This is a genomic window from Pararhodobacter aggregans (assembly GCF_003075525.1).
In the GTDB taxonomy this organism is placed as follows: domain Bacteria; phylum Pseudomonadota; class Alphaproteobacteria; order Rhodobacterales; family Rhodobacteraceae; genus Pararhodobacter; species Pararhodobacter aggregans.
Genome location: NZ_QDDR01000020.1, coordinates 1 through 26,229, shown reverse-complemented (window position 1 = coordinate 26,229; position 26,229 = coordinate 1). Strand labels below are relative to the sequence as shown.

Below are 26,229 nucleotides of genomic sequence, written 5' to 3'. Positions count from 1 at the left end.
AAAGGGGGTTTTCCACCCCCTTTGGAAACCCCCGAGGATATTTGGAGAACAAAGATGAAAAGGGGGCAGTTCAGGCCTTGTGGCAGACCGGGCAGTCGGGGCGGGGCTTGATCGTGATGCGGCGGGTTTCGGCGTAAAGCCCGTCATAGATCAGCATGGCGCCCCTGAGGGGGTCACCCGCGCCGGTCAGCAGTTTCACCGCCTCCATCGCCATCATCGAACCCATGACACCGGGCAGCGGGGCGATGACCCCGGCCTCGGCGCAGCTGGGCACCAGCCCGGGCGCGGGCCGGGTCGGGAAGACGCATTCGAAACAGGGGCCGCCGCGGGCCGGGTCGTAAAGGGCGATCTGCCCCTCCCATTGGGTGATGGCGGCGGCGATCAGCGGTTTGCCGGTCTTCACCGCCACCCGGTTGGCCATGTAGCGGGTGTCGAAATTGTCGGTGCCGTCGAGGATCAGGTCATACTCGGCGAAGAGGTTTTCGGCCTCCGCCTCGGTCAGGCGGCGGTGATAGGGTTTCACGGTGATGAAGGGGTTCAGCGCCTCCATCTGTTCCTGCGCCGAGAAGACCTTGGGCATGCCGACCGTGCGGTCATTGTGGATGATCTGCCGTTGCAGGTTCGAGGATTCGACTGCATCGTCGTCGATCACCCCGATGGTGCCGACCCCCGCCGCCGCCAGATAGAGGAGCAGCGGCGAGCCGAGGCCCCCGGCGCCGATCACCAGCACCTTGGCCTCTTTCAGCTTGCGCTGGCCGGGGCCGCCCACCTCGCGCAGCATCATGTGGCGGGCGTAGCGGTTCAGCTCGGCCTCGGAGAAAAGCGGTTTCTTGACCTCGGGCATGGTCTGGGCCTCGTGCTGGCGCGCGCGTTTGCGCAGGGCCTGCAAGATCGCCCGATAGGCCCAGACGGCAAGGGCCAAGATCGCCAGCAACAGCCAGGGCCGCGCGTCGCCGCCGGTGCCCTGGCGGAAGGGATGCGCGGCGGGCAAGGCCAGATGCGCCAGAACCATCCCGGCCCAGATCGCCGCCAGAAAGGCCAGCCGCGCCTTCAGCGGCACGCCGAACACCCAGCCCAGCGTGAAGAGCACCCCGGCCAGGATCAGGACGACCAGCATCAGCCGCGCCCGGTCGAGCCGAAACCGCCGGCGCCGCGGCCGGTCTCGCCCAGCGCCTCGGTCAGCAGGAAGCGGCCCTGCACCACCGGGGCCACGACCATCTGGGCGATGCGCTCGCCGTGCTGGATCGTATAGGGCCGGTCCGAGAGGTTGATGAGCGGCACGCCCACCGGCCCGCGATAATCGCTGTCGATGGTCCCGGGCGTGTTGGGCAGGGTGATCCCGTGTTTCAGCGACAGGCCCGAGCGGGGGCGCACCTGGATCTCGTAGCCCTGCGGGATCTCGACGATCAGGCCCGTGGGAATCAGAGCCCGGTGCCAGGGGTCCAGCGTGAAGCCGGTGTCACGATCCTCGGGGCGCAGGTTGGCGCGGATGTCGGCCCCGGCGGACCCGGGGGTGGCATAGGCGGGCAGCTCGATGGCGGGATCGGCCCAGCCTTCGCGCAGGACCTTGATGAGGACACTCATTGCGGCTTTCCCGTGAGTTCGGTGGCGATGCGGGCGGCGAGACGGCGGGCGACCTCGTCCTTGGGCAGGCGGGGCCAGTCCTCAACCGAGCCCGCCGTGATGAGGTGGACGGCATTCTCGCTGCCGCCCATGATGCCCGTGGCGGGCGACACGTCATTGGCGACGATCCAGTCGCAGCCCTTGCGGGCGCGTTTGGCCTGGGCGTGTTCCACGACCTTCTCCGTCTCGGCGGCGAAACCCACGACCAGCGGCGGGCGCCCGGCGTGGCGGCTGATGGTGGCGAGGATGTCGGGGTTCTCGGCGAATTCCAGCACCGGCAGCGGCTGGCCGGCCTGTTTCTTCATCTTCTGCCCGGCCTCGTTCTTGACCCGCCAGTCGGCGACGGCGGCGGCAAAGACGGCGGCATCGGCAGGGAGCGCGGCGAGGGCGGCCGCTAGCATCTCGCGCGCGCTTTCGATCTTTACCACCGTCACGCCCGGGGGCGGCGGGGTGGTGGCGGGGCCGGTGACGAAGGTCACCCGGGCGCCGAGATCGCGCAGCGCGGCAGCGAGCGCGGTGCCTTGCTGACCCGAGGAACGGTTGGCGATGTAGCGCACCGGGTCGATGGGTTCATGCGTCGGGCCTGAGGTCACGAGGACATGCTTGCCCTTCAAGGGGCCGTCGCTGAGCGCGGTCTGGATCGCGGCGAGGATCGCCCGAGGCTCGGCCATCCGGCCCGGGCCATGCTCGCCACAGGCCATGTCGCCATGGTCCGGACCCACACTCAGGATGCCGTCAGCCAGCAGCGACCGGAGGTTGCGCTGGGTGGCGGGGTGTTCCCACATCCGCACGTTCATAGCGGGCGCGATCAGCACCCGCTTGTCGGTCGCCATCAGCAGGGTGGAAGCGAGGTCATTGGCCTGCCCGCCCGCCATCTTGGCCATCAGATCGGCGGTCGCGGGGGCCACGACCACCAGATCGGCCGCGCGCGACAGCTGGATATGCCCCATCTCGGCCTCGGCCGTCAGGTCGAAGAGGTCCTGATGCAGCGGCTCGCCGGCCAGCGCGGCGACCGACAGGGGGGTGACGAACTCCGCCCCCGCCCGGGTCAGCACCGGCGAGACGCTGGCGCCCACGCCTTTCAGCAGCCGGATCAGCTCCAGCGCCTTGTAGGCCGCGATGCCGCCGCCGATGATCAGAAGGATGCGCTTTCCGGCCAGCATGGGCGTCTCCGCTAGGACTGGCTCAGGTGTAGAAGCGGCGGCAGGGGATGGCAACCGGCCATGGTCGAGGCGACCGGCGCGCCGGGGCAGGCGGGTCAGAACCCACCCGCCCCGGCACCAAGACGACCGGCGGGCGCGCCTGCCCCCCGGCTGCCTGTCCTTCCGGCCCGCTCAGGCCACGTTCTGCAAGGCCACCTGCGGTTTCACCCCCAGCGCGAAACACACATCGCGCGTCAGATGCGCCTTGTTCAGCGTGTAGAAATGCAGGGCCGGCACGCCCTCTCCCAACAGCGTATCGCAAAGCTCGGTGCAGACCGCGGTGGCCAGCAATTGCTCGTGCCCGTCGCGTCCGGCCTTGACGAAGGCCTCGTCCAGCCAGCCGGGGATGGTGGCGCCGGTCGCCTGGGCGAAGCGGCGGATGCCCGCCCAGCCCTCGATCGGGATGATGCCGGGGATGATCCGGGCGGCGTCGATCCCGGCCTTCTCGGCGCGGTCGCGGAAGCGCAGGAAGGTCTCGGCCTCGAAGAAGAACTGGGTGATGGCGCTGTCCGCCCCGGCCTCGAACTTCTGCTTCAGCCAGTCGATGTCAGCGGCCTCATCCCGCGCCTCGGGGTGACGTTCGGGATAGGCGCCGACGCGGATCTTGAACTTGCCGGTGTCCTTCAGCGCCGCGATCAGCTCCAGCGAGGACGCGAACCCCTCGGGCCGGGCCGCGAAACCGCCCTGACCCTTCGGCGGATCGCCCCTGAGTGCCACCAGCTCGGTCACGCCCGCCGCCGCATAGCTTTCGGCAATCGCCAGCGTCTCGGCGCGGGTGGCATCGACGCAGGTCAGATGCGCCGCGACGTTCAGGGTGAACTCGCGCCCGATGGTGGTGACGGCCTCATGGGTCAGCTGCCGGGTGGTGCCGCCCGCGCCATAGGTCACCGACACGAAGTCGGGCCTGAGCGGCGCCAGCATGCGCACGGTTTCCCACAGGCGGAAGCTGGCTTCCAGCGTCTTGGGCGGGAAAAACTCGAACGAGATGCGCGGTGCGGGCATGATGGGGCTCCTTGTTGAGCCTCTTGTCGCATGCGCAGCATTGTGAGACAAATTCATTGTTTTCATCACGAACATGAGGCGGGCAGCATAATGCACCTGGAGTTTCGTCACCTCCGCACCATCCGCGCCATCCATCTGGCAGGCGGCGTGGCGCGCGCGGCCGATATCCTGAACATCACCCAATCGGCGCTGTCGCATCAGCTGAAAGGGCTGGAGGATCAGGCGGGGGTGGAGCTTTTCGCCCGCCGCACCAAGCCCCTGCGCCTGTCCGCCGCGGGCCTCAAGATGCTGAAACTGGCCGAGGAAGTCCTGCCCCGGGTCGAGGCGCTGGAAGAGGAATTCCGCGCCATGATCGCCGGCAAGATGGGCCGCCTGCACATCGCCATCGAATGCCACGCCTGTTTCGACTGGCTGTTCCCGGTGCTGGAACGCTTCCGCCACGCCTGGCCCGATGTGGACGTGGACATCCGCCCGAACCTCGCCTTCGCGGCGCTCAATGCGCTGGCGCGCGAGGAGGTGGATCTGGTGATCTCGTCGGACCCCGAGGAAATCCCCGGCATCACCTTCACGCCGCTTTTCGATTACGAGCCGCGCTTCATCGCCTCCTCCCAGCATCCCCTCGCCGCGAAACCCTTCATCGAAGCCGAGGATTTCCGCGACGAGGTGCTGCTCACCTATCCGATGGACCGCACGCGGCTCGACATCTTCACCGGCCTCCTGAACCCCGCCCGGGTGGAGCCCCGGCAGGTCAGGCCGATCGAGCTGACGGCGGTGATCCTGCTGCTGGTCGCCTCCAATCGCGGGGTGGCGGTGCTGCCGGACTGGGTGCTGCGCGAGGTGAAATATTCGACCGATTACGTCACCAAACCGGTGACCGAGGGGGGCCTCACCAAACGCCTCTATGCCGCGACGCGCGAGGAGGACACGGTCAAGCCCTTCATGGCCCATTTCCTGCGGCTCGCGCGGACCGAGCCGGTCAAGCTGCAACGGGCGTGAGATGCGGATCGTCATCCTCACCGGCGCCGGGATCTCGGCCGAAAGCGGGCTCGGCACCTTCCGCGACAAGGACGGGCTCTGGACGCAATACGACCTGAACGAGGTGGCGACGCCCGAGGGTTTCGCGAAGAACCCCCAGCTTGTGACGGATTTCTACAACGCCCGCCGCGCCAATTGCGCGAGCGCCCAGCCCAACGCCGCCCATGCGGCGCTGGCCCGGCTGGAGGCGGCGCTGCCCGGGCAGGTGACGCTGGTGACGCAGAACGTGGACGACCTGCACCAGCGCGCGGGCTCGCGCAACGTCATCCAGATGCACGGCGCACTGATGTCGGCGCTTTGCGCCGGTTGCGGCCACCGCTGGCCCGCGCCGCCCGTCATGGCCCTGACCGACCGCTGCCCCGCCTGCGGCCAGCCCCGCACCCGCCCCGATGTCGTCTGGTTCGGCGAGATCCCCTACCACATGGACGCCATCGCCGAGGCCGTCGAGACCTGCACCCATTTCACCGCCATCGGCACCTCGGGCCAGGTCTACCCGGCCGCCGGCCTCGCCGCCGAGGCCCGCCGGAATGGCGCCCATTGCACCGAACTGAACCTCGAACCCTCGGAGATCAGCCGCGTTTTCCAGACCCGCCGCTATGGCCCCGCCTCGCAGGTGGTGCCGGATTGGGTCGCCTCGCTCCTCGATTGACCAAATCGCCCCCGGCCCGCAGTCTGACCCGATGAACCGCCCGGCGAAACGAGGCGGAAGCAACCGGGAGATCGGATCATGTGCCATGCCTGCGTGATGGAAAGCGTGAAAGCGCGGATGCTGGGCGAGCCGCGGCTCGGCCGGCGTGACCTCTTCAAGGGGGCGCTGGGCCTCGCCGCCGCGGGCACCGTCGGCGCCGCCACCCTGCGCCCCGCCCCCGCCATGGCCCAGGTCCCGGGCGAGATGGCCGACATGACCCACACCCTGCACCCCGACTTCCCGACCTTCTTCGGCGATCAGCAATTCTGGGAAGAACAACTCTTCAACTTCGCCGAACACGGCTTCAACCTGAAGGAACTCAGGGTCAACGAACATACCGGGACCCATGTCGACAGCCCGATGCATTTCTCGGCCGACGGCATGTCGGTCGATGAGATCCCGGTCGACAAGCTGATCGTGCCGCTGGCGGTGGTCGATATCCGCGCCAAGGCGGCCGAGGATGCGGATACCCAGCTCACCCCCGACGACCTGCGCGCCTGGATCAGCGCCAATGGCCCGCTGCCCGCCGGGGCTTGCGTGGCGATGAACTCGGGCTGGGCCTCGAAGATCGACAGCCCCTCGTTCCGCAACGCCGATGACGGCGGCGCCATGCATTTCCCGGGCTTCCATGTCGAGGCCGTGCAGATGCTGATGGAAGAGGCCGATGTCTCGGGCATCGCCGTGGACACGCTGTCGCTGGATTTCGGCCTCTCCCCCGATTTCGCCACGCATTACGCCTGGCTGCCCTCGGGCCGCTGGGGCGTCGAATGCATCGCCAATCTCGACGCGGTGCCGGCCCTCGGCGCCACGCTGATTGTCGGCGCGCCGAAACACCGCCGCGGCACCGGCGGCCCGGCCCGCGTCTTCACGCTCTTCTGATGGCGACGGTTCCCCTGCTCACGGACGAGGCAGCGGATCCCGCCGCCCGCGCCGTCTTCGACGACATCCGCGCGAAGCGGCAGACCGATTACGTCAACAACTTCTGGCGCGCCTTGGCCCATGACCCGCCCCTGCTGGCCGCCACCTGGGACCGCCTGCAACAGGTCATGGCCCCGGGCGCGCTGGACCCGCTGGTCAAGGAACTGATCTATGTCGCGGTCAGCGTGACGAATGGCTGCGAATACTGCACCCATTCCCACACCGCCGCCGCCAGGGCCAAGGGCATGACCCCCGCGATGCACGCCGAACTCCTCGCGGTCATCGCCATGGCCGCCCAGACCAACGCGCTGGCCACCGCCCTGCAAGTCCCCACCGACGAGCGTTTCCAGACCTGATCATCATCTTGTCCCAAACACGCACGGGGGTTTCCAAAGGGGGAGCGTGCTCCCCCTTTGGCGAGGGGAGCGCGAGGGGGCGAGCAGCCCCCTCGCTTCTCACACCGTCAGGATCGTCGACCCCGTGGTCTTCCGCGCCTCCAACGCCTCATGCGCGGCGCGCACTTCCGCCAGCGGGAAGCGCTGGTCGATATGGATCCTCACATCCCCCGACAGCACCTTGTCGAACAGGTGCCGGGCGATGGCCTGACACGCCTCATGCGGGCCGATATGGGTGAACAGCGTCGGCCGCGTCACCTTCAGCGACTTCCCGGCCAGCGCCGCCAGCGAAAAGGCGGGCACGGGGCCCGAGGCGCTGCCGAACGAGATCATCATGCCCAAGGGCCTGAGGCTGTCGAGCGAGCCTTGCCAGGTCGTGGCCCCCACCGAATCCATCACCACATCGACGCCCTTGCCGCCGGTCAGCTCCATGACCCGCTTGGGGAAATCCTCGGTGGCGTAGTTGATCGCCTGCTCGGCGCCATTCTCCAGCGCCAGCGCGCATTTGGCGGCCGACCCCGCGGTGGCGATCAGATGGATGCCTTCCGAGCGCGCCCATTGGCAGGCGATCAGCCCGACGCCCCCGGCGGCGGCGTGGAACAGCACGGTGTCGCCCGCCTTCAGGGGCGTGGTGCGGTGGAACAGGTATTCCACCGTCATCCCCTTCAGCATCATCGCCGCGCCTTCCTCGAAGCTGATGCCTTCGGGCAGGGGGCAGACCTGCGCCGCGGGCATCACCCGCGCCTCGCAATAGGCGCCGGACACCGCGGCGGCATAGGCGGCGCGGTCGCCCACTTTCAGATGGGTCACGCCCTCGCCGACCGCCTCGACGATCCCGGCCGCCTCGCGCCCCAGCGCGGCGGGCATCTGCATCGGGTAGAGCCCCGAGCGCTGGTAGCAGTCGATGAAATTGAGCCCGATCGCCTTGTGGCGGATGCGGATCTCGCCCGGACCCGGATCGCCCACCGGACGGTCCACCAGTGTCAGGACTTCGGGCCCGCCATGGGCCTCGATGATGATGGTCTTTGCCATGCGCGGCCTCCCTCTTTGCCCGGAAAGATGGCCGGGCGGCGGGGTGGCGGCAAGGGGAAAGCTCAGCCCCGGGTGATCCGGTTCACATGGCCCATCTTGCGGCCCGGTCGCGGCGCGCCCTTGCCGTAGAGGTGGATCTGCACATCGGCGGCCTTCGCCAGCGCCGGCACCTTCGCCACATCCTCGCCGATCAGGTTCTCCATCACCACATCGGCATAGCGCTGCCCGTTGCCCAGCGGCCAGCCCGCCACGGCGCGGATATGCTGCTCGAACTGGTCGACGGTGCAGCCCGCCTGCGTCCAGTGGCCCGAGTTATGCACCCGCGGCGCGATCTCGTTGACCACGAGGCCCTTGGGCGTCACGAACAGCTCGACCCCCATCACCCCGACATAATCGAGCGCGTTCAGGATCTTGCCGGCCAGCAGGATGGCGTCCATGTGCTGCCCCGGCGCCAGACGGGCGGGGACGGTGGTGGTGCGCAGGATGCCCGCCTCGTGCAGGTTCTCGCCCGGATCGAAACAGGCGACCTCGCCCGTCACGCCCCGTGCGGCGATGACCGAGACCTCGTGCGAAAACTGCACGAAGCCCTCAAGGATCGCCTCCGCCCCGCCCATCTCGGCGTAAGCCGTCGCCGCGTCCCCGGGCCCCTTCAGCCGCGCCTGCCCCTTGCCGTCATAGCCCAGCCGCCGGGTCTTCAGGATGCCCTGCGGCCCGATCTCGGCCAGCGCCGCCTCCAGCGCGGCCAGCGTCGGCACGTCGCGATAGGGCGCGGTGGTCAGGCCCAGCCCGGTCAGGAAATCCTTTTCCGTCAGCCGGTCCTGCGACACCGCCAGCGCGCGCCGGTTCGGGCGCACCGGGCGCAGCGATTCCAGCAGGTCCAGCGTCGCCGCCGGGATGTTCTCGAATTCATAGGTGATGACATCGACCGAACCCGCGAAGGCGCGCAAGGCCACCTCGTCATCCCATTCCGCCGTCGTCACCGTCTCGGCGACATGGCCCGCCGGGGGCTCGGCGCCCGGGTCGTAGATATGGGTCCGCAGCCCCAGCCGCGAGGCCGCGACCGACAGCATCCGTCCCAGCTGCCCGCCGCCCAGAATGCCGATGGCCGCGCCCGGTTCCAGCGCCTCACTCATCGGTGGGCTCCTCGGCGATCGAAGCGCTCAGCGCGTCCCGCCAGGCATCGACCCGTGCGGCCAGCGCCGGGTCCGTCACCGCCAGGATCTGCGCCGCCATCAGCCCGGCATTCGCCCCGCCGCCGATGGCCATGGTGGCGACCGGAAAGCCCTTCGGCATCTGCACGATGGAATAGAGGCTGTCGACGCCCGCCAGCGCCCGGGTCTGGATCGGCACGCCCACCACCGGCACCCGGGTCTTGGACGCCATCATCCCCGGCAGATGCGCGGCCCCCCCGGCACCGGCGATGATCACCTTCAACCCGCGTTCGACGGCCGTCTTGCCATAGGACCAGAGCCGGTCCGGCGTGCGATGGGCGCTGACGATCTTCGCCTCATAGCTGATGCCCAGCTCATCGAGGATCGCCGCCGCCTCGCGCATCGTCGGCCAGTCCGACTGGCTGCCCATGATGATTCCGACGTCGACGGTCATCTGCCCCTCCGGGTTGCTTGCGCGCGCCCTAGCATGGACCAGGACCGATGCAAAGACGGGGCGCGTTGCAAAGACCCTCGCGGCGCCCGGGCTTTGCGGCTATGGGGGGGCATGATCGACAGCTTCTTCCTCGTCGCCGCCCCCGGGCTGGATGCCATTCTCGCCGACGAGGCGCGGGCGGCGGGTTTTCAGGGCGTGAGTGTGGTCCCCGGCGGGGTGACGGTTGCGGGCGGCTGGGCCGAGGTCTGGCGGGCCAATCTGGAGCTGAGGGGCGCGACCCGCGTGCTGGCCCGGATCGCCGAATTCCGGGCGATGCACCTCGCGCAACTCGACAAGCGGGCGCGCAAGGTCGACTGGGCGGCCCTGCTGCGCGCGGATGTCCCCGTGCGGGTCGAGGCCACCTGCCACAAATCCAAGATCTACCACCACAAGGCCGCCGCCCAGCGCGTCGAAACCGCGATCCGCGAGACCATCGGCGCGCCGATTGCCGCCGATGCGGGGCTTTCGGTCAAGGTGCGGATCGAGGATGACCTTTGCACCATCAGCCTCGATACCTCGGGCGAGTCGCTGCACAAGCGGGGGCACAAGCATTTCACCGGCAAGGCGCCGATGCGCGAGACGCTGGCCGCGCTGATCCTGCGGCAGATGGGCTTCGACGGGACGCAGGCGCTGGTCGATCCGATGTGCGGCTCGGGCACCTTCGTCATCGAGGCGGCCGAGACGGCGGCCGGGCTGCAACCGGGCCGGGACCGCGACTTCGCTTTCCAGCTGCTGAAAAGCTACGACGCCAAGGCTTTTGCCAAGCTGAAGAAAACCCCCGCCACCACGCCCGCGCTGCGCTTCTTCGGCTCGGACCGCGACCAAGGCGCCGTTCAGGGCGCCACGGCCAATGCCCAGCGGGCGGGGGTCGCCGACTGGTGCCGGTTCGACCGCAAGCCGGTCAGCGACCTGACCCCGCCCGAGGGGCTGCCGCCCGGCCTGATCGTGGTCAATCCGCCCTGGGGCGCGCGGATCGGCGACCGGAAGCTGCTGTTCGCGCTTTACGGCGCGTTGGGCAAGACGCTGGCCGAGCGGTTCCGCGGCTGGAAACTGGGCCTCGTCTCGCCCGACGCCGGGCTGGTGAAGGCCGCGGGCCTGAACCTCGCGGCCACCGAGCCCGCCATCGACATGGGCGGCACCCGGGTCACCCTCTGGCAGGGGGTTCTCTGAGCTATTTGCCCGCGGGCGCTCCGGCGTCATCGGCGGGCAGATCACCGATAGAGACGCAATCGCCCAGGAAAGCGTGCAGCGGCGCGCCGATCCCGTCCAGCGGCAGGGTTTCCGGCGCGCGCTCGTTCACGCGGTAGGTCAGGACGCCGCCGCGGCTGAGATCGGCCCAGAAGGGGTCGCTCAGCTCCAGCGCCAGCGAGACGCCCCAGATCCCTTCCTCGTGGCGAAAGACGCTGCCCTGCTCGACGAAGTCCCGCCCGCCCGCGTTCAGCACCACCGTGGCGCTGGCCTCATCCGCCAGCCCCTCGACATCGGCGCCCAGATCGACCGCGGCATAGATCCAGTTCGCCCCGATGGCGCAGGTCATCGAAGCCCGCATCGCGTCGGTTTCGGGGATGCCATAGACCAGCCCCAGATAGGTATCGAGCGGGTTCTCCGCCACATAGCGGTTGTAGATCCACTGCAAGTCCTCCTCCTGCGCCGCGGCAGAGAGGGGCAGAAGGGCGGCGAGGGCGCAGGGAAGGAAGAAGGCGCGCGTCATGGGAAATCTCCGAGGGCTGAAAGGCGGTCTTGAACGGACAGGCACCGCGCCCAATCCGCGCGGTCGGTGCCATCCTGCGCCGGTTCGCCGGTTCCCGCCAGTGTTTCGGCCGCCGCGCACCGGCTTGTGAGCGTGGCTCAGCCCCGGCAGGCGGTCAGGAAACCGGCGCCCGGCGCGGCGAAATCCGTCAGCGGCAGGGTCCAGCGCGCCAGCCCCGGCAGCGTGACGGCCAGCGCCGGGGCCGAAAGCAGCGCCGGCCAGAACGGGTCGTCTGCGGCCATCTCGGCCCGGATGCCGTCGAAGCCAGCCTCCCGAACCACCATCGCCGGAACCTCCCGCGTCAGGGCACCCGCGCCGAGCGTCGCGCTCAGCGCCGCCCCCGGCGCATGGGCACTGGCCGCGCGTGCCAGCCACAGCTCGACCCGCCCGGACCCCTCGTCGCAGAGAAAGGCGCTGCCCGCCGCGTCGAGGCGCAGCAGGGTGCCGCCCGCCACCGGCAGCCGCGCCAGCGTCCATCCCTGCGCCGGAAGCGGCAGGGCCAGCAGCAGCGCCAGGGCCAGCGGCCTCATGCGATGATGTCGGGGGTCAGCTCATCCTCGATGCGCTGGATCAGATCCTTCAGCGACAATTTGCGCTTTTTCAGGCGCTTCATCGCCAGCTCGTCGCCGGTGCCGCGGTCGTGCATCGCCGCGATCGCCTCGTCGAGGTCCCGGTGCTCGCGGCGGAGCACCTCGAGCCGGACGCGCAGCACCTCTTCATGGCTCAATTCGGTGGGGGCATTCATGGCTGCGACTCGATCCTGTTCCCCCCGACAATAGCGGCTTTCTGCCGTGCAAGCAAAGCCTTCGCGGCTCTTGCAGGGGAGCGCGGGCATGCCCATATCTTGGGGCGAGCCCGGTTTGCCGCCTGCGGGAACCGGGACTTATGTCGCTGCATCAGGACAGACCCATGACCAAATTCGCCTTCCCCTCGCATCCCCTGCTTCTGGGCTTCGAGCCGCTGGAGCGGCTGGTCGAACGAACCGCCCGCGCCGGGGCCGAGGGGTATCCGCCCTTCAACATCGAACTGGTCGAACCCAACCGTTTCGTGGTGACGCTGGCGGTCGCGGGTTTCGGCCCCGACGACATCGCCATCACGCTGGAAGACCGGCAATTGGTGATCCGCGGCCAGCAGGACGATCCGGGCGCCGAGCGGGTTTTCCTGCATCGCGGCATCGCCACGCGCCAGTTCCGCCGCGTCTTTGCGCTGGCCGAAGGGGTCGAAGTCTCGGGTGCAAGGCTCGACAACGGACTTCTCGAGGTTACCCTTGAGAGACGCGAGCCCGAGACCGTGGTGCGCACCATCCCCATCACCCGCGGCTGACAGGAGGCACAGATGCAAACTCCCTATCCCTTCGTCCCGGACGGCAAGATCGCCTATATCCGCCAGATCGACGTGGCCAATCTGCCGCAGGACATCCGCGCCCAGGTCCCCTCGGGGGCCGAGGTCTGGGGCGTCCATAACCACGAGGGCGAATGCCTGGCCCTGACCCAGGACCGCAGCACCGCCTTCTTCGTCGCGCGCGAAAACGACCTGGAGCCGGTCAGCGCGCATTGAGGGCGCTCCCCCCGGGCCGTGATATCCCCTGCCGCGCCCGGAGGCGTCGGCCTGTTCGGGCAGGGCAGGGGGGGGCACGCAGACCCGTCGAGCAAGGCCGTCGCTTCCCGCGGCGCCCGGGCCTGAAGCCGGGGCGTCCTGCCCTCGGCGCGACGGCACGTCACGATACCGGGCGGGGCGTCTTCGGTGCAGTGCTCGATGCCCGGGCGCAGGATGCCCCGGGCAAGCGCGGCACCTTCGCTGTCGGCATCCCGCCTGCGCCAGACGGGGGTGCGACAGAGCCGCGGGTTTCCCGCCTTCCCGAACCTCCAGCCCATTCCGGTAGGGGCGGCGCGAGACGCCCGCGGCTCTGACACTCGCTTGAGCCGCGGGCACCGCCACCCAGCGATTGATCCGGAAAGTCTTCGTCGCGGTGAACCTTCCTGCGGCGCTGGTCGGGGTCTTCCTGCCGCAAGCCTGCCCCCGGAAGGCAAAAGGCCCGGAGATCGCTACGGGCCCTCTGGTTTCAGAACGGGTAGTGCTGGTGCGGATCCTCGATCGTCACCCAGCGGATCGTGGTGAAGGCGTCGATCCCCGCCTTGCCGCCGAAGCGGCCATAGCCCGAGTTCTTGACCCCGCCGAAGGGCATCTGCGCATCGTCGGACACGGTCGGGCCGTTGATGTGGCAGATGCCGCTCTCGATCCGGTCGGCGACGGCCATCGCGCGCTGGATGTTCTGGCTGAAGACCGCGGCCGACAGCCCGTATTCGGTGTCGTTGGCCACCCGCACCGCCTCGTCGTCATCGGCCACGCGGATGATCGGCTTGACCGGGCCGAAGCTTTCTTCCTGATAGATCGTCATCTCGGCGCCGACATGGTCGATCAGCGTGGCGCTGACGACCGAGCCGTCGCGGCTGCCGCCCGCCGCGACCGTTCCGCCCTTGGCGGTGGCGTCGGCGATGATGCGGTCCATCTTTTCCGCGGCCTCGGGCGTGACCAGCGCGCCCAGAACCACCTGACCGCGCGGGTTGCCCGCGGGCAGCGCCTTGGTCTTGGCAGCCAGCGCCGCGACGAAGGCATCGGCGATGCCCTCGTGCACGATGATCCGCTCGGTCGACATGCAGATCTGGCCCTGGTTCATGAAGGCCCCGAAGGCGGCCGCATTCACCGCCCCCTCCAGATCCGCGTCATCGAGGATGACCAGCGGCGCCTTGCCGCCCAGTTCCAGCAGGACCGGCTTCAGATGCTCGGCGGCCTTGATGGCGACGATCCGGCCCACGCGGGTCGAGCCGGTGAAGTTGACATGCCGCACCGCGGGGGCGGCGATCAGGGCCGCGACGATCTCGGCCGCATCCTCGGGCGCGTTGGTGACGACGTTCAGCACGCCCGGCGGGAAACCGGCCTCGGTGAAGGCCTCGCCGATGGCGAGCTGCGTCGCGGGCGACAGTTCCGAGGCTTTCAGCACGACCGTGTTGCCGCAGGCGATCGCCATGGCCACGGCGCGCGTGCCCAGGATGACCGGCGCGTTCCAGGGCGCGATGCCGAGGCAGACGCCCAGCGGCTTGCGCTGCGCCATGGCCAGCATGCCGGGCTTGTTGGCCGGGATCACCTCGCCGGTGATCTGGGTGGTCATCGAGGCCGCCTCGCGCAGGATACCCGCCGCCAGCATGCAGTTGAAGCCGATCCAGGGGCCGGTCGCGCCGGTTTCGGCGATGGCGGTGGCGATGATGTCGGGGGTCTTGGCTTCCAGCCGGTCGGCGGCCTTGTTCAGCAGCGCGCGCCGCGCCGCCGGGCTGGTCGCGGCCCAGCCGGGGAAGGCCCGCGCGGCGGCATCGACCGCCCGCAACGCATCGGCCACCGACGCGGCCGGCGCTTCGGTGGCGACGTCGCCGGTAACCGGGTCACGGCGCGCGAAGCTGCGGCCGCCTTCGGCCTGCACATAGGCGCCGTCGACAAGCATAGAGATTTTCATGGATTTTTCCTCCAAGGCTTCGATGCAGACGATCAATCAGGACTGATCGCGATGTTCAAGAGGACCTGCCGTCGCTCCGTTCGGGCGCCGCGGATCGCGCGGTCAAGGGCCGCGGGCAGTTCGCGGCCCTCGGTGACGGTCGCGGTATGGGCGCGGCTGGCGGCGGCGGTCAGGGTGAAATCGGGGCTGGGGCGCAGGCTGCTCAGCGGCACGTCATTGGCCCGGTCGGCCTGTCCCCCGGGATAAAGGCCCAGCACCGACTGCCGCACGGCGCCCCATTCGCCGTTGTTCAGCACCAGCACGATCACCGGCAGCGCAGGCGCCTCGGCCACCTGATGACAGGCGCTGACCCAGGCCTTGGTCATCGGCCCGCCGCAGCCCTTCTCGGCGAGGGCGCGCAGGGCCGCCCGGTCGGCGGCGGCGGCTGTGGCGATCCGCGCCCGGCGTGCGTCCAGCACCGTGGCATCGCGCGGCTGTCCCGCCATTTCCGCGATCCGCGCCAACAAGGTCGGGGCGGTTTCCCCGGCCAGCGCCACATCCGAGGGGAAGTTGCGGATCAGCGTGCAGGTGAACAACGGGTCGGGCCCGGCTGGATCACCTTCACATCCGGGCGCGACGCGCCCCGGTCGGGCCACCAGTTCCGCCAGCACCGGACCGGCGCCGCGATAGAGCGCCTCGCCCTCCAGCGCCAGCCGGTCCCCCCGGCGCCGGATCACCAGCTTCGGCACGCCGCGCGACAGGTAGTGTTGCGGGCGGATGGGCCCGGCGATCTGCTTGAAACTCCGATCCGCTGCGACGCCATCGCGACCGGGGGCCAAAGGCCCTTCGACCGCGCATGGCCCACGACCAACGCCGCATCGGCCAGGGCAAGAGTGCCACTTGTCCTGCGTTATCAGGAAGTTGGAAATGGTGCCCAGGGGCGGAATCGAACCACCGACACGAGGATTTTCAATCCACTGCTCTACCCCTGAGCTACCCGGGCACCGGGGAAAGCATCGCTTTCGGGTGAGCGTGTCCTACGTCACGCCGCGAGCGGTGTCCAGAGGGAAATTGACGCTTTTCCGTGCCTTGCTCCTGCCCTCCGCCGATGGGATACTGCACCTGTTCAGAACCGAGGCGCCCCCATGCGACCGATCCGCGGAATCGTCTTCAAGCTGATCTCGGTCACGCTGTTCATCGTCATGTCGAGCCTGGTGAAATCGGTCTCGGACAGCATCCCGCCCGGTGAGACGGTCTTCTTCCGCTCGCTCTTTGCCATCCCGGTGATCCTGGCCTGGCTGGCCTTCCGGGGCGAGCTGCGCACCGGGCTCAAGGTCTCCAAACCGCTGGGGCATCTGTGGCGCGGCATGGTCGGGACCATGGCCATGGGCATGGGATTCGCCGCCCTCGCCTTCCTGCCCCTGCCCGAGGTCACCGCCATCGGCTATGCCGCGCCGCTGCTCGTGGTGATCTTCGCCTCGATGTTCCTGGGCGAGGAGGTGCGGCTCTTCCGCCTGACCGCGGTCTTCGCCGGGCTCGCCGGGGTGATGATCGTTCTTTCACCGCGCCTGACGCTGGGCAGCGACGTGGGCACAGCCGAGGCCCTGGGCGCCATGTTCGCCCTGACCGGCGCGGTCTGCGCGGCGCTGGCGCAGGTGACGGTCCGGCGGCTGGTGATGACCGAAGAGACCTCGGCCATCGTCTTCTGGTTCTCGATCACCGCCACGGGCCTCGCGCTCTTCACGCTGCCGTTCGGCTGGGCCCTGCCCACCCCGGCCGAGGCGGGGATCCTGGTGCTGACCGGGCTGATCGGCGGGGTCGGGCAGATCTTCTTGACCTCCAGCTACCGCGAAGCCGACGCCTCGCTGATCGCGCCCTTCGATTATGCCTCGATGCTGCTGGCCCTGGCGATCGGCTATTGGGTGTTTGGCGAGGTCCCGACCGGCACCATGCTGATCGGCGCCGCCATCGTCGTCTCGGCCGGGATCCTCATCATCTGGCGCGAGCGGCAATTGGGGCTGGAACGGGCCAAGCAGCGGAAGGCGATGACGCCGCAGGGATAGGGGCCCAGCCTGACGGTGGTTGATCTTGGCGAAGGGCCGGCGGTGCCGGTCAATCAGCGCCGGCCTGTTCCGCGCCCCCGCCGAGAAAGGATATCATCGCATCGGAAATTTCCTGATGGATGATCCGGCGTGCTTCCGGCGACTCGCCACAGAGCGAGGCCTCTCCCTCTTCCTCGAGCAGAATGGCCGGTCCGAGGTCCGTGCAGATTGCGAATGCGTCGACGATGGATGCCCCGGGAATGACAACCGCTTGAGGGATCTGGCCGTCTGCCGACGCGTTATCAGGGTTTCCCAGCGACATCCGCAGGGCGCTGACACCGGCAGGGACCGCGCCCAGCGCCGACAGATATTCCGGATTCACGGCGATCACCGAGGTGACACGAGGGTCCCGGGCCAGCCCTGCCAAGCCTTCCGGGCTGGTCTCAGACAGGTCCACGCCCTGTGCGTCATACCAGCCGCAATCCGGCTCTTCGGTTGCGCGGTCCGCAGAGCAGGAACGCAAGTAGCGCGCTGCGTCCATGTCGGCACCGGCAACGGAAAGGGCGGCCGTTGCGCCAAGGGCAAACCCGGCGACCGACACCCTGCTGCCATCAAGGCGCGGTCCCCATGTCTCGTCAGCCAGCACCAGATCGATGGCGCGGCGGATGTCCTGCGGTCTGCGCCATATCTCGTCCAGGGCAAGAGCCGCATTGTCCGGACGCGGCGCATTGACCTCGACGACAACATAGCCCGCCCGCGCGATGGAGGAGCTGAGCCAGGCGCCGGACTCCGCTGCGGATCGCAAGCCGCCGTGCGAAACCACCACCAAGGGGAGCGCGCCGTCTGGAAAGGCGGCATCCGGGGCGGCAAGAGCCCCTTCGAAGACCGGGTTGCCGCCGACGGTGCCCGAGGCCTGGTCTGCCGAAGGGTACCAGATCGACAGCGACAGCGGACGCTCCTCCACCGAGGTGTCGCGAAGTCGGACAAATCCTGCCGACGTCTCTGCGAGGCACGGTGCAGCGGCCACGATCAGGACCGAAGAAATGCCGAACTTCATGCCATGGCTCCCTGCGCGGACTGAAACATGGGCGCGCTGTAGCATGAGTTCATGGCAATGACAGCGTCGTCCGCAGCTCGGTCACCCGGCCAGCCGCGACCCAGCGCCTCACCCCTCCGACCAGAACACCAGCCTGTTCCCGAACGGATCACTCACCGCCATGTCGCGCGAGCCCCAGGGTTGGGCCTGAACCCCCGGCCGGGCGTTGGCATAGCCCTTGGCGTTCAGCGCCGCGCAGAAAGCGTCCACATCCGGCACCTCGATCCTGAGCGCCGCCCCCGGTGCCGCATCGCCGAAATGCTCGGAGAGATGCAGCACACATTCCCCCTGCCGCAGCCCCAGGTACAGCGGCAGGCCCGGCTCGAAGCGATGCTCGAAAACCACCTCGAAGCCCAGGAAACCGACGTAGAAGTCCCGCGCCCGGGCCTCGTCGAAACTGCGCAGGATCGGGACCGGCGGTTTCATCACCGGCCCCGGAACAACCCGCCCAGCACGCCCCGAACGATGGCGCTGCCGGCCCGCGTGCCGATGGAGCGGGCGACCGATTTGGTGAACGCGTCCATCACCGTATCCGACCGCGACGACCGGCTGCGCGAGGGCGAGGACCGCCGGCGCGGCGCGTCCTCCTCCTCGACCCGGCGCGAGCGCGAGGACCCGCCCGGCGAATAGCGCCGCCCGCGCGAATGCTCGTCCTCGCCGCGGTCCCGCTCGAACCTTTCGGCTTCGCGCGCGGCCTGGTCGGCGCGGCGCGCCAGCATCTCCTGCGCCGAATCGCGGTCGACGGCGGTGTCGTATTTCCCGGCCAGCGGCGAGGAAACGATCACCTGCCGCCGGATCGCCTCGTCGCAGGGGCCCATGGCGCTGGCCGGCGGGCGGATCAGCGTGCGTTCCACCACGCCCGGCACGCCCTTGGCCTCCAGAAACGAGGTCACGGCCTCGCCCACGCCCACCTCGCGGATCGCCGCCTCGGTGTCGAAGCGCGGGTTCGGCCGGTAGGTCTGCGCCGCCCGGCGCAGGGCCTGCTGGTCGCGCGCGGTGAAGGCGCGCAAAGCGTGCTGGACCCGGTTGCCCAGCTGGCCCAGCACATCCTCGGGCACGTCATCGGGGTTCTGGGTGATGAAATAGACGCCGACGCCCTTGGAACGGATCAGCCTCGCCACCTGCTGCACCTTGTCGACCAGCGCCTTGGGCGCCCCGTCGAACAACAGATGCGCCTCGTCGAAGAAGAACACCAGCTTCGGCTTTTCGGCATCGCCCACCTCGGGCAGTTCCTCGAACAGCTCGGACATCAGCCACAGCATGAAGGTGGCGTAAAGCCGGGGCGTCTCCATCAGCCGGGCAGCATGCAGGATGTTGACCCGGCCCTGACCCTGCGGCGTGGTCAGCATCAGGTCCTTGATGTCGAGCGCCGGTTCACCGAAGAAATTCGCCGCCCCCTGGTTTTCTAGCACCAGAAGCCGCCGCTGGATCGCCCCGATCGAGGCGGTGGTGACATTGCCATAGCGCGCCGACATCTCCTCGCGGTTCTCGGCTAGGAATTGCAGGATCGCCCGCAGATCGGCCAGATCGAGGATCGGCCAGCCCTGCTCGTCCGACAGCCGGAAAGCGACGTTGATGACCCCCTCCTGCGCCTCGGTCAGCTCCAGGATCCGCGACAGCAGCAAGGGCCCCATCTCGGCCATGGTGGTGCGCACGGGATGGCCGAACTGACCGAACAGGTCCCAGAACACCACCGGCATCGCCGCGTAACTCAGCGCGCCCAGGCCGATCTGGTCGGCGCGCTTCTGGAAGCTCTCGCGCGGCGTCCCCGCCACCGCCATCCCGCCCACGTCGCCCTTGATGTCGGTCAGGAAGACCGGGACGCCCGCCCGGCTGAATTCCTCGGCCATGATCTGCATGGTGATGGTCTTGCCGGTTCCGGTGGCGCCCGCGATCAGCCCGTGCCGATTGCCGTATTTCAGCAGCAATTCCTCGGGCTCTGCATAGCCCTCGCCGCCGCCGCCGATGAAAATGCTGTCCTGCGCCATGCCACCCGTCCCGGGGCCGCGCCCCTTCATTCTGCCTTCAATACGCTGCGGGGGTGCGGGGGTGCAAAACCCCCGCTTCCGCGCTCGCGGCTCAGACTGCCGCGAAATCCTCGCGCGCGTAACCCTGCAAATAGAGGAGCGCCGTCAGGTCGCCGTGATTCACCCTGAGCTCGCATTGCGCCGCGACCGAGGGCTTGGCGTGCAGCGCCACGCCCGAACCCGCCAGATGCAGCATGCCCAGATCGTTCGCCCCGTCGCCGACGGCGATCACCTCGGCGGGTGTGATCCCCAGCCTTGCGGTGATCTGTTCCAGCGCATCGACCTTGGCCTGTTTGCCGAGGATCGGCAGGCCGACCTTGCCGGTCAGGGCGCCGTTCTCCTCCAGGAGCGTATTCGCGCGGTTCTCGTCGAATCCCAGCGCCGCCGCCACCTTCGCGGTGAAGGCGGTGAACCCGCCCGAGACCAGCGCCGCATGGCCGCCGTGGGCCTTCATCGTGGCGATCAGCAGCTTGCCGCCGGGCATGTAGGTGATCCGCTCGGCCAGCACCTGGTCGATGACGCCGACGGGCAGACCCTTCAACAGCCCGACCCGCTCGTTCAGCGCCGATTCGAAATCCAATTCGCCGTTCATCGCCCGTGCGGTGATCCCCGCGACATGGGCGCCGACGCCCGCCATATCGGCCAGCTCGTCGATGCATTCCTGCTGGATCATGGTCGAATCCATATCGGCCAGCAGCATCGCCTTGCGCCGCCCCTCGGCCTTCTGGACGCAGAGGTCCACGCCCATCCCCTGCAGGTCGGCCCAGACCTCCCACTGTTTCGCCGGCCGCATCGACAGGTCGAATTCCGCAGCCACACCCGGCGCCAGCCAGCGCGCCGCGCCGCCGCCCCAGGCGTTGCGCAGGTTCTCCACCAGCGGCGCTTCCAGCACCGGGGTGGCGGGATTGGTCAGCAGGGTGGCGACATGCATGGGCGTGTTTCCGATGATGGACAGGCGACGTCGGTTTCGCGGCTTCAAGTGCCGCATTAGGCCAATAATCCCGCTTGCGCCAGTCAGGGCGCAGGAATATCAGCGACGGCGGGACACCCCTCCCCAACGAGGGGCGTTTATCTGGAAGGATACCATGACTGCTCTCGCTACCCCGGCCACGCGGCCGGCCAATCCGCGTTTCTCCTCGGGCCCCTGCGCCAAGATCCCCCAATTTTCGCTGGACATGCTGGCCGATGCGCCGCTCGGTCGCTCGCACCGCGCCGCCGTGGGCAAGTCCAAGCTGGCCGAGGCCATTGACCTGACCCGCGAGGTTCTGGGCGTGCCCGCCGATTACCGCATCGGCATCGTCCCCGGCTCGGACACCGGCGCCGTCGAGATGGCGCTCTGGTCGCTGCTGGGCGCCCGCCCGGTCGAGATGCTGGCCTGGGAAAGCTTCGGCGAAGGCTGGGTCACCGATGTGGTCAAGCAGCTGAAGATCGACGCCCTGGTCAAGAAGGCCCCCTATGGCCAGATCGTCGATTTCGCCACGGTCGATTTCGACAAGGACGTGGTCTTCACCTGGAACGGCACGACCTCGGGCGTGCGGGTGGCGAATGGCGACCTGATCCCGGCCGACCGTCAGGGCCTGACGATCTGCGACGCGACCTCGGCCGCCTTCGCCATGGACCTGCCCTGGGACAAGCTCGATGTCGTGACCTTCTCCTGGCAGAAGGTGCTGGGCGGCGAGGGTGCGCACGGGATGCTGATCCTGAGCCCTCGCGCCGTCGAACGGCTGGAAAGCTACACCCCGGCCTGGCCGCTGCCGAAGATCTTCCGCATGACCAAGGGCGGCAAGCTGATCGAGGGCATCTTCAAGGGCGAGACGATCAACACGCCCTCGATGCTGGCCGTTGAGGATTACCTCGTCGCGCTGAAATGGGCGCAATCGCTGGGCGGGCAGGCGGGGCTGATCGCCCGGGCCGAGGCCAATGCGAAAACCGTCTGGGATTTCTGCGCGCAAAAGCCCTGGCTCGCGAACCTGGCCGAGGATGCGGCCCATGCCTCGACCACCTCGGTCTGCCTGAAGTTCGTCGACGCCCGGATCACCGACGGCGCCGCCTTCGCCAAGGCCGTGGCCAAGCGGCTGGAGAAGGAAGGCGTGGCGCTGGACGTGGGCGCCTATCGCGACGCCCCGGCGGGCCTCAGGATCTGGTGCGGCTCGACGGTCGAGACCGCCGATGTCGCGGCCCTGATGCCCTGGCTGGAATGGGCCTTCGAGGCCGAGATCGCCGCGCTGGCGCAAGCCGCCTGAGTTCATGAAGGGACGGTGCGTGCAAGCACGCACCCTACCGCCCCCCGTAGGGTGCGTGCTTGCACGCACCACACCCCCCGACATTCAAGGAGCCCAGATATGGCCCCCCAGACGAAACCGCGCGTCCTCGTTTCCGATGCCCTCTCCGAAACCGCCGTCCAGATCTTCCGCGACCGCGGGGTCGAGGTCGATTACCTGCCCGCGCTGGGCAAGGACAAAGAGAAACTGCTCGAGATCATCGGCCAGTACGATGGCCTCGCCATCCGCTCGGCCACCAAGGTGACCGACAAGATCCTCGCCGCCGCGACCAACCTCAAGGTCATCGGCCGCGCGGGCATCGGCGTCGACAACGTCGATATTCCCGAGGCGTCGAAGAAGGGCATCATCGTGATGAACACCCCCTTCGGCAATTCGATCACCACCGCCGAACACGCCATCGCCATGATGTTCGCCGTTGCCCGCCAGATCCCCGAGGCCAATGCCTCGACCCACGAAGGCAAGTGGGAAAAATCGAAATTCATGGGCGTTGAACTCTTCAACAAGACCCTGGGCGTGATCGGGGCGGGCAACATCGGCGGCATCGTCTGCGACCGCGCCGTCGGCCTGAAGATGAAGGTCGTGGCCTACGATCCCTTCCTCTCGGACGAGCGCGCCAAGCAGCTGGGCGTGACCAAGGTCGAGCTGGACGAGCTGCTGGCCCGCGCTGATTTCATCACGCTGCACGTGCCGATGACCGACAAGACCCGCAACATCCTGTCGCGCGAGAACCTCGCCAAGACCAAGAAGGGCGTGCGGATCATCAACTGCGCCCGCGGTGGCCTCATTGACGAGGACGCGCTGGTCGAAGCGCTGAACTCGGGCCACGTCGCCGGGGCCGCGCTCGATGTCTTCGCCGTCGAGCCCGCCAAGGAGAGCCCGCTCTTCAACCTGCCGAACGTGGTCTGCACGCCGCACCTCGGCGCTTCGACCACCGAAGCGCAGGAGAACGTCGCCCTGCAGGTGGCCGAGCAGATGTCGGACTACCTGCTGACCGGCGCCGTCTCGAACGCGCTGAACATGCCGTCCGTCACCGCCGAGGAAGCCGCCGTCATGGGCCCCTGGATCAAGCTGGCCGGGCATCTGGGCAACTTCGCGGGGCAAATGACCGACGAGCCGATCCGCGCCATCAACGTGCTCTATGATGGCGTCGTCTCGGACATGAACCTCAAGGCGCTGGATTGCGCGGTGATCGCCGGGATCCTGAAATCGGCCAACCCGGACGTTAACCTCGTCTCGGCGCCCATCGTGGCGAAAGAGCGGGGCATCAAGGTCTCGACCACCACGCAGGACAAGGCCGGGGCCTTCGACGGCTACATCAAGCTGACCATCGTGACGGACAAGCGCGAGCGGTCGCTGGCCGGGACCGTCTTCTCGGATGGCAAGCCGCGCTTCATCCAGATCAAGGGCATCAACATCGACGCCGAGATCGGCGAGCACATGCTCTACACGACCAACGAGGACGTGCCGGGGATCATCGGCCTCCTGGGCATGACCATGGGCAAGAACGGCGTCAACATCGCCAACTTCACCCTCGGCCGTTCGGCCGCCGGTCAGGACGCGATCGCGCTCTTGTACCTCGATCAGGCCATCGACCCGAAAGTGGTCGAGACGCTGGAATCGACGGGGATGTTCCAGCAGGTGCATCCGCTGAAGTTCGAGGTCGCCTGATCGACGGTGCGGTCGGCCCCGGTTGCCCGGGGCCGCTCACGCGGGAAAACACTCCACCGGAGCGCTTTCTGATCCGCGCTCGTCCAGCAGGCCCGTCCGCTGACCTTCGAGGTCGCCTGACCTCAGGAAAAGCCCCGCTCCGGCGGGGCTTTTTCATGGGGGATGGTGGGGTGGAACTCCACCCTACGGGTCGAGGGCGAGAGGCCGCGCACCAACGCAAGCCGGGCAAGCGCCGGACCGTGGGATGGCGCCGCAACGCCGGTCAGCCTGCGCTTCATGGTTCGGCCCGCTTCCAGACCCGGTTCGGAGCGGGTGGCAGCCAAAGCGCCAGCCCGCCGGGACGGGCCGGCGCTTGCCCGGCGCCTTCGGCTTGTTCCGGGCAAGCAAAGATCACCCGCCAATGGCCACCCGTAGGGTGCGTGCTCGCACGCACCAACCTCCCCCGGGACGAAAACCGCATCCGGCCTGTCGCAATCGGGCGCGCGCCCTCTCCAAGGCAGGCGCAGAAAACCCGCATCCTCCCCACAGCCCGGAGACCCTGCAATGCGCGATCCTGACCTCGACCGCCTGCTCGTCGCCCTCGCCGATCTCTGGCGCGCCGAACCCCGGCCCGAGGCCGAGGCCACCGCCCGGGCCCTGACCGCCACGCAGATCGCCACGCCCCTCCGCCCCGGTCCGCCCGGTCCCCATGACGCCGCGATCCGCGCGCTGCTCAGCGGCAAGGGTCCGCTGGCCGAAGCCACGCTCGCCCTCTTCGACCGCCTGCCCTGGGGCACCAACCCGGTCGATGCACAGGTGGGCCCCTATGCCGCGATCTTCGCCGTGGCCGAGCTTCTGGGCCCCGACGGCCCGATCCCGGCGCCCGACCTGCGGATGGGCTTCTTCTATCAGGCGCCCGGCACCTATTACCCGCCCCACAACCACGACGCCGACGAGACCTATGTGATCCTCGCCGGCTCGGCCCTCTGGACGGCGGGCGAGGACACGCGGCTGCGCGGCGCGGGCGAGGTGATCCACCACCCCTCGCGCCTGCCCCATGCCTTCGCCACCGGACCCGAGGGGCTCTTCGCGCTCTGGCGCTGGAGCGGCGACATCAACACCCATTCCTACGGCTTCACCGAGGCTCCGGTGCCGGGCGTGGCCTGACCCTCAACCCGCCAGCCGCATCCCCATATGCCCGGTCGAGCTGTCCGGCGTGTTATGGGTCCGCGAATGCACCTGATAGCGTTCGCAATAGCTGACGTGACACAGGTAGGATCCGCCCCGGATCACATAGCCCGGCCCCTCGGCCGGTCCCTGGGGGTCGCGCGGCGGCAGCGTGCCGTCGCCCCGGGGCAGGGGGCCGAACCGCGTCCCGGTCCATTCCCAGACATTGCCGGTCAGGGTGTGAAAGCCATAGGCATTGGGCGGGAAATGATCGGCCGGGCAGGTGCCGACGAACCCGTCGTCCGCGCTGTTCACCCGGGGAAACTCGCCCTGCCAGGTGTTGTGGCGATGGCCCGAGGCCGGGACCAGATCGTTGCCCCAGGGAAAGCGCGCGTGTTTCAGCCCGCCGCGCGCCGCGAATTCCCACTCGGCCTCGGTCGGCAGCCTGAGGCCCAGATACTCGGCCATGGCCTGCGCATCGAACCAGCTCAGATGCACGGCCGGATGGTCGGGCTTCTCGCGCCAGTCGGACCCGGGCCCGTCCGGCGCGGCCCAGCTCGCACCGCCCACCGCCCGCCACCAGGGCGTCTGCGGCGGATGCTCGACATAGCCCAGCGGGTCGGCCAGAAACAGGTGAAAGACAAAGGACCAGCCCTCGCGCTCGGCCACCGTCCTGTACCCCGATTCCTCGGCGAAGGCGGCCCACAGGCGGTTGGTCACGCTGGTTCGCCCCAGCCGGAAGGGCGAGACGAAGACCCGCCGCCGGGGGCTGTCCATGTCGTCGGGGTAGCGGCCCTTGGCCGCGCCCATGTCGAAGAACCCGCCCTTCAGCGCGATCAGCCCGGCCTCGACCTCGGCCCGCAGGGCGTCGGAGGCACGCCGGGTCAGCGCCGGGGTCGCCAGCGCCTCGGGCATGGCCCGCCCGGACCCGGCCGGGGCGCAACAGGATTTGCCGTCCATCGATCCCTCCATCCTGCCCCTGTCCTGCACCCGGGCGCGCGAAAAGGCAACGGGCGGCCCCCGAAGGAACCGCCCGCGCCACAGGTCCGGATGGGGAGGGGTTCTACCACCCGAACAGGAGGGTGAGTCCGGTCTGTCCGCCGTTTTGGCTGACGGCGGCGTTGGTGTTCTGGCCGAACTGGAAGAGGCCATAGGCGTTGTTGCCGCCGGTCTGGCTGACGGTGCCGGTATG

At 68.8% G+C, this 26,229-nt stretch carries 28 protein-coding genes and 1 tRNA gene; 11 read left to right on the top strand and 18 right to left on the bottom strand.

Features of this window, described 5'->3' with window-relative positions; translation table 11 throughout:
• Positions 1 to 70: 70 nt before the first annotated feature.
• The 4 genes from DDE23_RS24005 to metF form a co-directional block, all read right to left on the bottom strand.
• Positions 71 to 1,117, bottom strand: coding sequence for a HesA/MoeB/ThiF family protein (locus DDE23_RS24005; protein WP_107755112.1), 1,047 nt, complete (start codon positions 1,115 to 1,117; stop codon positions 71 to 73).
• Positions 1,117 to 1,584, bottom strand: a complete 468-nt coding sequence (dut, locus tag DDE23_RS24000) for a dUTP diphosphatase (protein WP_107755113.1) — start codon at positions 1,582 to 1,584, stop codon at positions 1,117 to 1,119. Before dut ends, DDE23_RS24005 begins: the two co-directional genes overlap by 1 nt.
• Positions 1,581 to 2,786, bottom strand: coding sequence for a bifunctional phosphopantothenoylcysteine decarboxylase/phosphopantothenate--cysteine ligase CoaBC (coaBC, locus tag DDE23_RS23995; protein ID WP_107755114.1), 1,206 nt, complete (start codon positions 2,784 to 2,786; stop codon positions 1,581 to 1,583). The genes dut and coaBC overlap by 4 nt, the downstream gene beginning before the upstream one ends.
• Before the next feature lie 171 nt (positions 2,787 to 2,957).
• Positions 2,958 to 3,827: a methylenetetrahydrofolate reductase [NAD(P)H] gene (gene metF, locus DDE23_RS23990; protein ID WP_107755115.1), complete on the bottom strand. Its 870-nt coding sequence runs from the start codon at positions 3,825 to 3,827 to the stop codon at positions 2,958 to 2,960.
• Positions 3,828 to 3,917: 90 nt separating this feature from the next.
• Between metF and DDE23_RS23985 the strand changes: the two genes are divergently transcribed.
• From DDE23_RS23985 to DDE23_RS23970, 4 genes are all read left to right on the top strand, one after another.
• The gene (locus DDE23_RS23985) at positions 3,918 to 4,823 is read left to right on the top strand and encodes a LysR family transcriptional regulator (RefSeq protein WP_107755116.1); all 906 of its coding nucleotides are present in this window, start codon (positions 3,918 to 3,920) and stop codon (positions 4,821 to 4,823) included.
• Position 4,824: 1 nt separating this feature from the next.
• Entirely contained in the window at positions 4,825 to 5,511 is a 687-nt protein-coding gene (locus DDE23_RS23980; RefSeq protein ID WP_107755117.1) for an NAD-dependent deacylase, read from the top strand.
• Between the two features lie 78 nt (positions 5,512 to 5,589).
• Positions 5,590 to 6,429 carry a cyclase family protein gene (locus DDE23_RS23975; protein WP_107755118.1) on the top strand — a complete coding sequence of 280 codons (840 nt, stop codon included), beginning with the start codon at positions 5,590 to 5,592 and terminating at the stop codon, positions 6,427 to 6,429.
• Positions 6,429 to 6,824, top strand: coding sequence for a carboxymuconolactone decarboxylase family protein (locus tag DDE23_RS23970; RefSeq protein ID WP_107755119.1), 396 nt, complete (start codon positions 6,429 to 6,431; stop codon positions 6,822 to 6,824). The genes DDE23_RS23975 and DDE23_RS23970 overlap by 1 nt, the downstream gene beginning before the upstream one ends.
• Positions 6,825 to 6,923: 99 nt before the next feature.
• On the opposite strand, the gene DDE23_RS23965 is transcribed toward DDE23_RS23970, so the two are convergent.
• The 3 genes from DDE23_RS23965 to purE all read right to left on the bottom strand — a co-directional run bounded on the left by DDE23_RS23965 (position 6,924) and on the right by purE (position 9,500).
• Positions 6,924 to 7,895: a quinone oxidoreductase family protein gene (locus DDE23_RS23965; RefSeq protein ID WP_107755120.1), complete on the bottom strand. Its 972-nt coding sequence runs from the start codon at positions 7,893 to 7,895 to the stop codon at positions 6,924 to 6,926.
• Between the two features lie 62 nt (positions 7,896 to 7,957).
• Positions 7,958 to 9,028, bottom strand: a complete 1,071-nt coding sequence (locus DDE23_RS23960) for a 5-(carboxyamino)imidazole ribonucleotide synthase (protein WP_107755121.1) — start codon at positions 9,026 to 9,028, stop codon at positions 7,958 to 7,960.
• Positions 9,021 to 9,500: a 5-(carboxyamino)imidazole ribonucleotide mutase gene (gene purE / locus DDE23_RS23955; RefSeq protein WP_107755122.1), complete on the bottom strand. Its 480-nt coding sequence runs from the start codon at positions 9,498 to 9,500 to the stop codon at positions 9,021 to 9,023. The genes DDE23_RS23960 and purE overlap by 8 nt, the downstream gene beginning before the upstream one ends.
• Before the next feature lie 111 nt (positions 9,501 to 9,611).
• Here purE and DDE23_RS23950 point away from each other — a divergent pair, with 111 nt between their 5' ends.
• Entirely contained in the window at positions 9,612 to 10,709 is a 1,098-nt protein-coding gene (locus DDE23_RS23950) for a THUMP domain-containing class I SAM-dependent RNA methyltransferase (protein ID WP_107755123.1), read from the top strand.
• 1 nt (position 10,710) lies between these two features.
• Here DDE23_RS23950 and DDE23_RS23945 read toward each other — a convergent pair whose 3' ends face one another.
• The 3 genes from DDE23_RS23945 to DDE23_RS23935 all read right to left on the bottom strand — a co-directional run bounded on the left by DDE23_RS23945 (position 10,711) and on the right by DDE23_RS23935 (position 12,034).
• A complete protein-coding gene (locus DDE23_RS23945) occupies positions 10,711 to 11,250 on the bottom strand; it encodes a hypothetical protein (protein WP_107755124.1) in 540 nt (179 codons plus the stop codon).
• Positions 11,251 to 11,387: 137 nt separating this feature from the next.
• The gene (locus DDE23_RS23940; protein WP_107755125.1) at positions 11,388 to 11,819 is read right to left on the bottom strand and encodes a hypothetical protein; all 432 of its coding nucleotides are present in this window, start codon (positions 11,817 to 11,819) and stop codon (positions 11,388 to 11,390) included.
• Positions 11,816 to 12,034, bottom strand: coding sequence for a YdcH family protein (locus DDE23_RS23935; RefSeq protein WP_107755126.1), 219 nt, complete (start codon positions 12,032 to 12,034; stop codon positions 11,816 to 11,818). The genes DDE23_RS23940 and DDE23_RS23935 overlap by 4 nt, the downstream gene beginning before the upstream one ends.
• Before the next feature lie 164 nt (positions 12,035 to 12,198).
• Between DDE23_RS23935 and DDE23_RS23930 the strand changes: the two genes are divergently transcribed.
• Both DDE23_RS23930 and DDE23_RS23925 read left to right on the top strand, forming a co-directional pair.
• Positions 12,199 to 12,612 carry an Hsp20 family protein gene (locus tag DDE23_RS23930; protein ID WP_107755127.1) on the top strand — a complete coding sequence of 138 codons (414 nt, stop codon included), beginning with the start codon at positions 12,199 to 12,201 and terminating at the stop codon, positions 12,610 to 12,612.
• A 12-nt stretch (positions 12,613 to 12,624) separates the two neighbouring features.
• Positions 12,625 to 12,846 carry a DUF1150 family protein gene (locus DDE23_RS23925; protein WP_107755128.1) on the top strand — a complete coding sequence of 74 codons (222 nt, stop codon included), beginning with the start codon at positions 12,625 to 12,627 and terminating at the stop codon, positions 12,844 to 12,846.
• A 505-nt stretch (positions 12,847 to 13,351) separates the two neighbouring features.
• Here the strand turns inward: DDE23_RS23925 and DDE23_RS23920 are convergent.
• The 3 genes from DDE23_RS23920 to DDE23_RS23910 form a co-directional block, all read right to left on the bottom strand.
• Positions 13,352 to 14,797 (bottom strand): aldehyde dehydrogenase, encoded by a 1,446-nt coding sequence (locus DDE23_RS23920; RefSeq protein ID WP_107755129.1) that lies wholly within the window; start codon positions 14,795 to 14,797, stop codon positions 13,352 to 13,354.
• Between the two features lie 32 nt (positions 14,798 to 14,829).
• The gene (locus tag DDE23_RS23915) at positions 14,830 to 15,615 is read right to left on the bottom strand and encodes a thiamine pyrophosphate-dependent enzyme (RefSeq protein WP_107755130.1); all 786 of its coding nucleotides are present in this window, start codon (positions 15,613 to 15,615) and stop codon (positions 14,830 to 14,832) included.
• 89 nt (positions 15,616 to 15,704) lie between these two features.
• A tRNA-Phe gene (locus DDE23_RS23910) sits at positions 15,705 to 15,779 on the bottom strand.
• A 142-nt stretch (positions 15,780 to 15,921) separates the two neighbouring features.
• On the opposite strand from DDE23_RS23910, the gene DDE23_RS23905 reads away from it, so the two are divergent.
• Positions 15,922 to 16,839, top strand: coding sequence for a DMT family transporter (locus tag DDE23_RS23905; protein WP_107755131.1), 918 nt, complete (start codon positions 15,922 to 15,924; stop codon positions 16,837 to 16,839).
• Between the two features lie 49 nt (positions 16,840 to 16,888).
• Here DDE23_RS23905 and DDE23_RS23900 read toward each other — a convergent pair whose 3' ends face one another.
• From DDE23_RS23900 to serB, 4 genes are all read right to left on the bottom strand, one after another.
• Positions 16,889 to 17,875, bottom strand: coding sequence for an alpha/beta hydrolase family protein (locus DDE23_RS23900; protein ID WP_107755132.1), 987 nt, complete (start codon positions 17,873 to 17,875; stop codon positions 16,889 to 16,891).
• Positions 17,876 to 17,983: 108 nt separating this feature from the next.
• Positions 17,984 to 18,340, bottom strand: a complete 357-nt coding sequence (locus DDE23_RS23895) for a glyoxalase superfamily protein (protein ID WP_107755133.1) — start codon at positions 18,338 to 18,340, stop codon at positions 17,984 to 17,986.
• Positions 18,340 to 19,902 carry a helicase HerA-like domain-containing protein gene (locus tag DDE23_RS23890; protein ID WP_107755134.1) on the bottom strand — a complete coding sequence of 521 codons (1,563 nt, stop codon included), beginning with the start codon at positions 19,900 to 19,902 and terminating at the stop codon, positions 18,340 to 18,342. The genes DDE23_RS23895 and DDE23_RS23890 overlap by 1 nt, the downstream gene beginning before the upstream one ends.
• Before the next feature lie 91 nt (positions 19,903 to 19,993).
• Entirely contained in the window at positions 19,994 to 20,872 is an 879-nt protein-coding gene (gene serB / locus DDE23_RS23885; RefSeq protein WP_107755135.1) for a phosphoserine phosphatase SerB, read from the bottom strand.
• A 154-nt stretch (positions 20,873 to 21,026) separates the two neighbouring features.
• On the opposite strand from serB, the gene DDE23_RS23880 reads away from it, so the two are divergent.
• From DDE23_RS23880 to DDE23_RS23870, 3 genes are all read left to right on the top strand, one after another.
• The gene (locus DDE23_RS23880; protein WP_107755136.1) at positions 21,027 to 22,184 is read left to right on the top strand and encodes a phosphoserine transaminase; all 1,158 of its coding nucleotides are present in this window, start codon (positions 21,027 to 21,029) and stop codon (positions 22,182 to 22,184) included.
• Between the two features lie 99 nt (positions 22,185 to 22,283).
• Entirely contained in the window at positions 22,284 to 23,891 is a 1,608-nt protein-coding gene (gene serA, locus DDE23_RS23875) for a phosphoglycerate dehydrogenase (protein ID WP_107755137.1), read from the top strand.
• Between the two features lie 543 nt (positions 23,892 to 24,434).
• Positions 24,435 to 25,037 (top strand): dimethylsulfonioproprionate lyase family protein, encoded by a 603-nt coding sequence (locus DDE23_RS23870; RefSeq protein ID WP_107755138.1) that lies wholly within the window; start codon positions 24,435 to 24,437, stop codon positions 25,035 to 25,037.
• 3 nt (positions 25,038 to 25,040) lie between these two features.
• On the opposite strand, the gene DDE23_RS23865 is transcribed toward DDE23_RS23870, so the two are convergent.
• A complete protein-coding gene (locus DDE23_RS23865; RefSeq protein WP_238150099.1) occupies positions 25,041 to 25,997 on the bottom strand; it encodes a formylglycine-generating enzyme family protein in 957 nt (318 codons plus the stop codon).
• Positions 25,998 to 26,229 lie beyond the last annotated feature (232 nt).

Bases quoted from the DNA above. Each gene is read 5' to 3' on its own strand.
- DDE23_RS24005 (WP_107755112.1), bottom strand. From the start codon at position 1,117: ATGCTGGTCGTCCTGATCCTGGCCGGGGTGCTCTTCACGCTGGGCTGG.
- dut (WP_107755113.1), bottom strand. From the start codon at position 1,584: ATGAGTGTCCTCATCAAGGTCCTGCGCGAAGGCTGGGCCGATCCCGCC.
- coaBC (WP_107755114.1), bottom strand. From the start codon at position 2,786: ATGCTGGCCGGAAAGCGCATCCTTCTGATCATCGGCGGCGGCATCGCG.
- metF (WP_107755115.1), bottom strand. From the start codon at position 3,827: ATGCCCGCACCGCGCATCTCGTTCGAGTTTTTCCCGCCCAAGACGCTG.
- DDE23_RS23985 (WP_107755116.1), top strand. From the start codon at position 3,918: ATGCACCTGGAGTTTCGTCACCTCCGCACCATCCGCGCCATCCATCTG.
- DDE23_RS23980 (WP_107755117.1), top strand. From the start codon at position 4,825: ATGCGGATCGTCATCCTCACCGGCGCCGGGATCTCGGCCGAAAGCGGG.
- DDE23_RS23975 (WP_107755118.1), top strand. From the start codon at position 5,590: ATGTGCCATGCCTGCGTGATGGAAAGCGTGAAAGCGCGGATGCTGGGC.
- DDE23_RS23970 (WP_107755119.1), top strand. From the start codon at position 6,429: ATGGCGACGGTTCCCCTGCTCACGGACGAGGCAGCGGATCCCGCCGCC.
- DDE23_RS23965 (WP_107755120.1), bottom strand. From the start codon at position 7,895: ATGGCAAAGACCATCATCATCGAGGCCCATGGCGGGCCCGAAGTCCTG.
- DDE23_RS23960 (WP_107755121.1), bottom strand. From the start codon at position 9,028: ATGAGTGAGGCGCTGGAACCGGGCGCGGCCATCGGCATTCTGGGCGGC.
- purE (WP_107755122.1), bottom strand. From the start codon at position 9,500: ATGACCGTCGACGTCGGAATCATCATGGGCAGCCAGTCGGACTGGCCG.
- DDE23_RS23950 (WP_107755123.1), top strand. From the start codon at position 9,612: ATGATCGACAGCTTCTTCCTCGTCGCCGCCCCCGGGCTGGATGCCATT.
- DDE23_RS23945 (WP_107755124.1), bottom strand. From the start codon at position 11,250: ATGACGCGCGCCTTCTTCCTTCCCTGCGCCCTCGCCGCCCTTCTGCCC.
- DDE23_RS23940 (WP_107755125.1), bottom strand. From the start codon at position 11,819: ATGAGGCCGCTGGCCCTGGCGCTGCTGCTGGCCCTGCCGCTTCCGGCG.
- DDE23_RS23935 (WP_107755126.1), bottom strand. From the start codon at position 12,034: ATGAATGCCCCCACCGAATTGAGCCATGAAGAGGTGCTGCGCGTCCGG.
- DDE23_RS23930 (WP_107755127.1), top strand. From the start codon at position 12,199: ATGACCAAATTCGCCTTCCCCTCGCATCCCCTGCTTCTGGGCTTCGAG.
- DDE23_RS23925 (WP_107755128.1), top strand. From the start codon at position 12,625: ATGCAAACTCCCTATCCCTTCGTCCCGGACGGCAAGATCGCCTATATC.
- DDE23_RS23920 (WP_107755129.1), bottom strand. From the start codon at position 14,797: ATGAAAATCTCTATGCTTGTCGACGGCGCCTATGTGCAGGCCGAAGGC.
- DDE23_RS23905 (WP_107755131.1), top strand. From the start codon at position 15,922: ATGCGACCGATCCGCGGAATCGTCTTCAAGCTGATCTCGGTCACGCTG.
- DDE23_RS23900 (WP_107755132.1), bottom strand. From the start codon at position 17,875: ATGAAGTTCGGCATTTCTTCGGTCCTGATCGTGGCCGCTGCACCGTGC.
- DDE23_RS23895 (WP_107755133.1), bottom strand. From the start codon at position 18,340: ATGAAACCGCCGGTCCCGATCCTGCGCAGTTTCGACGAGGCCCGGGCG.
- DDE23_RS23890 (WP_107755134.1), bottom strand. From the start codon at position 19,902: ATGGCGCAGGACAGCATTTTCATCGGCGGCGGCGGCGAGGGCTATGCA.
- serB (WP_107755135.1), bottom strand. From the start codon at position 20,872: ATGCATGTCGCCACCCTGCTGACCAATCCCGCCACCCCGGTGCTGGAA.
- DDE23_RS23880 (WP_107755136.1), top strand. From the start codon at position 21,027: ATGACTGCTCTCGCTACCCCGGCCACGCGGCCGGCCAATCCGCGTTTC.
- serA (WP_107755137.1), top strand. From the start codon at position 22,284: ATGGCCCCCCAGACGAAACCGCGCGTCCTCGTTTCCGATGCCCTCTCC.
- DDE23_RS23870 (WP_107755138.1), top strand. From the start codon at position 24,435: ATGCGCGATCCTGACCTCGACCGCCTGCTCGTCGCCCTCGCCGATCTC.
- DDE23_RS23865 (WP_238150099.1), bottom strand. From the start codon at position 25,997: ATGGACGGCAAATCCTGTTGCGCCCCGGCCGGGTCCGGGCGGGCCATG.